We start from the raw sequence: 3,651 nt of genomic DNA on the forward strand, positions 1-3,651 counted from the left end.
TTTTATAAAATAGTGAAAGAATATGAAGCACACAAAGTAACAACTAACCTATAACGAATTAGAATCGAAAATTTCTTAGAGTAGAAAAATCGGCTTTTTTTATGTCAAAATTTGCTTAGCGTATACTTTCGTTAAAATGCGGGTGGTATCCCATTTAGAAGAGAAAGTAAAGGACGTCGAAAAAAAGAAATATATCAATGGTGCGGAACCAATGGTAGCCCCTGATCGATTGGAGTGCCAATTCAATACATCCAGGTTTACGGATGTGACGTATCTCTTATTAGGAGAGCGTACCTTATATTTATCAACGATCATGGATGCCCTTAATCGCGAAATTATTAGTTGTGTCATCAACGAATTACAAACACTGACATTAGCGACGAAGACATTGAAACAAGCAATGAGAGGGTGAAAAGTAAAAAATGTCATCCTTCACTCATATCAAGGAAGTATTTATACTGCGAAGGAATTTCAAGCGTATGCCAAACAAAACGGCATCATCACTAGCATGTCCCGTAAAAGAAATTGCCATGATAATGCCGTCATGGAAAGCTTCTTTGGCCATTTAAAAAGTGAAGCTTTCGATTCACAAAAGATAACAAAAGTATCCAAACTGTGCGAAAGATTGTGCTAGAATACATTCATCACTACAATTATGTGAAAATTCAATGAAAATCAAACCACCTATCCCCTAAAGAATTTAGGGAACAGATGGTTTAGGTGTTTTGATATGTGTCCCATTGTCGGGGGTCACTTTACCTCACGTCGTAAGGGGTTTTATTACTTCGCAAAACTTTCAGCCAACTGTTTCTCTCTCCACATAAATGTAATAGCGAGACCAACTATTAAAACAACGCCTGAAAATGCATATGGATAATGAATATTCATATCAAATAATATTCCGCCCATCGCTGGTCCTGCGATATTTCCTAAACTCGTATAAGTCGAGTTCATACCAGCGACGAATCCTTGCTCTTTTCCGGCTGCTTTTGATAAAAATGTCGTTAAAGCTGGACGAAGTAAATCAAATGCTAAGAAAATGAAGCAAGTAACGAGAAGTACAATCCAATAATTAAAGACTACAGTTGAGACGAATGCTAATACTGCACCTACAATTAAACATATTTGAATTAACACTTTCTCACCGAACATTTCTACCAATTTGCCAAACATAAATACTTGCACAACTACCCCAAAGATTGAACTAATTGTAATAATTGCTGCGATATCTTTCGGCGAGAAGCCAAATTTATGATCAGAGAACAAGCTAAACACTGTTTCATACGCTGATAATCCGAATGCGAGTACAAATACGATAATAAATGCAATTGCATACATTGGATGTAATGATTTCTTTAAATCACCAATAAAACTTGATTCCTTCGTATTAGAAGAAATCTCTGCAAGTTCTTCTTTCGTTAACGGTTCTTTTAAAATAAAGATCGAAATCACACATGCTATAAAAGCAATTACTGCTGCAACGAAAAACGGCACACGTATACCGTATTCTGCAATAAATCCGCCGATTCCAGGACCTATAATGAATCCAGTACTAATAGCCGCAGATAAGTATCCCATCGCCTTTGGACGTTCCTGAATAGATGTAATATCCGCAACATACGCCGTAACACCAGGCATAATAAAAGCAGCACTAATTCCGCCTAATACCCTTGCTACATAAAGCATCCATACATCTTTTCCTAATCCAAAAAGAAGCTCTGAAACACCAAAAATAAATAATCCAATGATTATCATTTTCTTTCTACCGTAAAGATCAACCCACCGGCCTGTAATAGGTGAAGTAATGAGCTGTGCCATTGCAAACACTGCAACGAGATATCCCATCGTCTTCCCTGTTAAATGCATATCATTCATAAAGGACGGCATAACCGGAATGATTAATCCAATCCCTAGAAAAGCGATAAATATATTACTCAAAAGAATGACCAATACCATCTTTTGTTCTTTTATCGGTTTCTTCACTTTTTAACACCTCTTCCCGTAAGTTCCTCTCAAAAAATAATGCCCAAGAAGCTTTTTCTTTATCCTTCTATTTGTGGGCTAGTCATGAGTAGAGATGCCCCCCTACTCGTTAGAATTTCACACTATCCTTCCACACATACATACGTATTAGATGAATGACTATCATTCAGTTTTCCTCAAAAATGAACCTACCTTTTCAGACAGGTTCATCTCACTATTTCTTTATATGTAGTGCATGTGTTAAAAAATCTAGTACTTCTGCCTTTTGCAAATCGACTTGCTCATCATCTTTATGATCATATAAATACACTTGTTCCGCTGCTGATTCAACAAGAGCGATAAATAACTTCGCTGTTCGCTCTGCGTGAACCGAATCACGAATTTCACCGGCTTCTTTTGCCTCATTTAAAAATTCACTTAGCCACATATAAAGGGGCTCATACACAGCTTCCCATTCTTTTATATGTTCTGTAGATGCAAGACCAGCATACATTAAAGCCTGTATTTCACGATATTCAGCTATAAAGTGAAACACCGCATCTATTACTTGCGTCACTTTACTTGAGAAAGGCGCATCGTTTTGCACTTTTTCTTTCACTGCAAGTATCATCTTTTCAACCATCACTTCTGCTATTGCAGGCATAACAGATAACTTAGAAGGAAAATATAAATAGAAAGTTCCTTGCGCAATGCCAGCTAATTTCACGATATCAGAAATCTTCGTTTTTTCGACGCCCTTTTCCTGAAACACTTCAATAGCTGCATAGACAATTTTCTCTTTTTTATTCATCATCTAAACCCTTTCACACGCATATTGAATGACTGTCACTCATTTTATAAGATAATCGATTGTACTGTCAATGATAGTGAACTCTAAGAGGAAATCATTTTTTATAATAAAATCTCCTAATGAACAATTAGGAGATAAAAATACAATATATCTTTAAGAAAGTGCCTTTAATCCTGTCACTCCACATACAATAAGAAACACACTAATGATACGCGCTTTACTTTTCGACTCACCAAACAAGAACATGTTTAACAAAACTGCACCTGCTGTTCCGATACCAATCCAAACCGCATACGCGACACTTACTTGTAAAAATAAGAAGGAAGTATACAAAAATGCGAAGGATGTAGCAAACCCACCTATATAAATCGCACCATTGGCTAATGTCTTATCTTTACTATACATTTTAAGTCCTATCACACCGACTATTTCACTAATTGCAGCACAAAATACGAAAAACCAACCCATTTTTAAGCAGCTCCTTCCACAGTTTCTTCTTTATTGTCAGCTAACTTTAAACCGATAACGCCGGCTACTACCATAAGAATGAAGAATAGTTTGCCTGCGCTGAAACTTCCACCGAAAAGAAATACATCCATTAAGAAAGTACCTACCGTACCAGCTCCAGCGAAAATAGCATATACAGTTCCTGTTGCAAGATGTTCACACGCTTTAGAAAGGAAGTGAAAATCAACAGCGATAACTCCTAAAATAATAATCCAATGCCACCAAGTATTAGCCGTATTAAAACCAAACACCCAAAAAATTTCAAAGATACATGTTAATATGACATATAACCAAGCTCTATTTTTCATACCTCTCACCTCTTATGACTGACTATCAGTCATTTTTGTTTTAAAAAATATACTCTTTCATCA

At 36.3% G+C, this 3,651-nt stretch carries 4 protein-coding genes and 1 pseudogene; 1 reads left to right on the forward strand and 4 read right to left on the reverse strand.

Annotation, left to right across the window (positions count from 1 at the left end; all coding sequences use genetic code 11):
- Nucleotides 1–178: 178 nt before the first annotated feature.
- Nucleotides 179–672: pseudogene (locus ACQGS6_RS24650) on the forward strand (DDE-type integrase/transposase/recombinase); the annotation flags it as partial.
- 108 nt (nucleotides 673–780) lie between these two features.
- On the opposite strand, the gene ACQGS6_RS24655 reads toward ACQGS6_RS24650, so the two are convergent.
- The 4 genes from ACQGS6_RS24655 to ACQGS6_RS24670 form a co-directional block, all read right to left on the reverse strand.
- Nucleotides 781–1,983 (reverse strand): MFS transporter, encoded by a 1,203-nt coding sequence (locus ACQGS6_RS24655; RefSeq protein WP_000742958.1) that lies wholly within the window; start codon nucleotides 1,981–1,983, stop codon nucleotides 781–783.
- A gap of 214 nt (nucleotides 1,984–2,197) precedes the next feature.
- On the reverse strand, nucleotides 2,198–2,776 hold the full coding sequence (locus tag ACQGS6_RS24660) for a TetR family transcriptional regulator (RefSeq protein WP_001999151.1): 579 nt from the start codon (nucleotides 2,774–2,776) through the stop codon (nucleotides 2,198–2,200).
- A 150-nt stretch (nucleotides 2,777–2,926) separates the two neighbouring features.
- Nucleotides 2,927–3,241, reverse strand: a complete 315-nt coding sequence (locus ACQGS6_RS24665; protein WP_000539671.1) for a DMT family transporter — start codon at nucleotides 3,239–3,241, stop codon at nucleotides 2,927–2,929.
- Between the two features lie 2 nt (nucleotides 3,242–3,243).
- Nucleotides 3,244–3,588 carry a DMT family transporter gene (locus ACQGS6_RS24670; RefSeq protein WP_000796018.1) on the reverse strand — a complete coding sequence of 115 codons (345 nt, stop codon included), beginning with the start codon at nucleotides 3,586–3,588 and terminating at the stop codon, nucleotides 3,244–3,246.
- Nucleotides 3,589–3,651 lie beyond the last annotated feature (63 nt).

This window comes from Bacillus sp. GMs2/2 (assembly GCF_050172095.1).
Taxonomy (GTDB): domain Bacteria; phylum Bacillota; class Bacilli; order Bacillales; family Bacillaceae_G; genus Bacillus_A; species Bacillus_A cereus.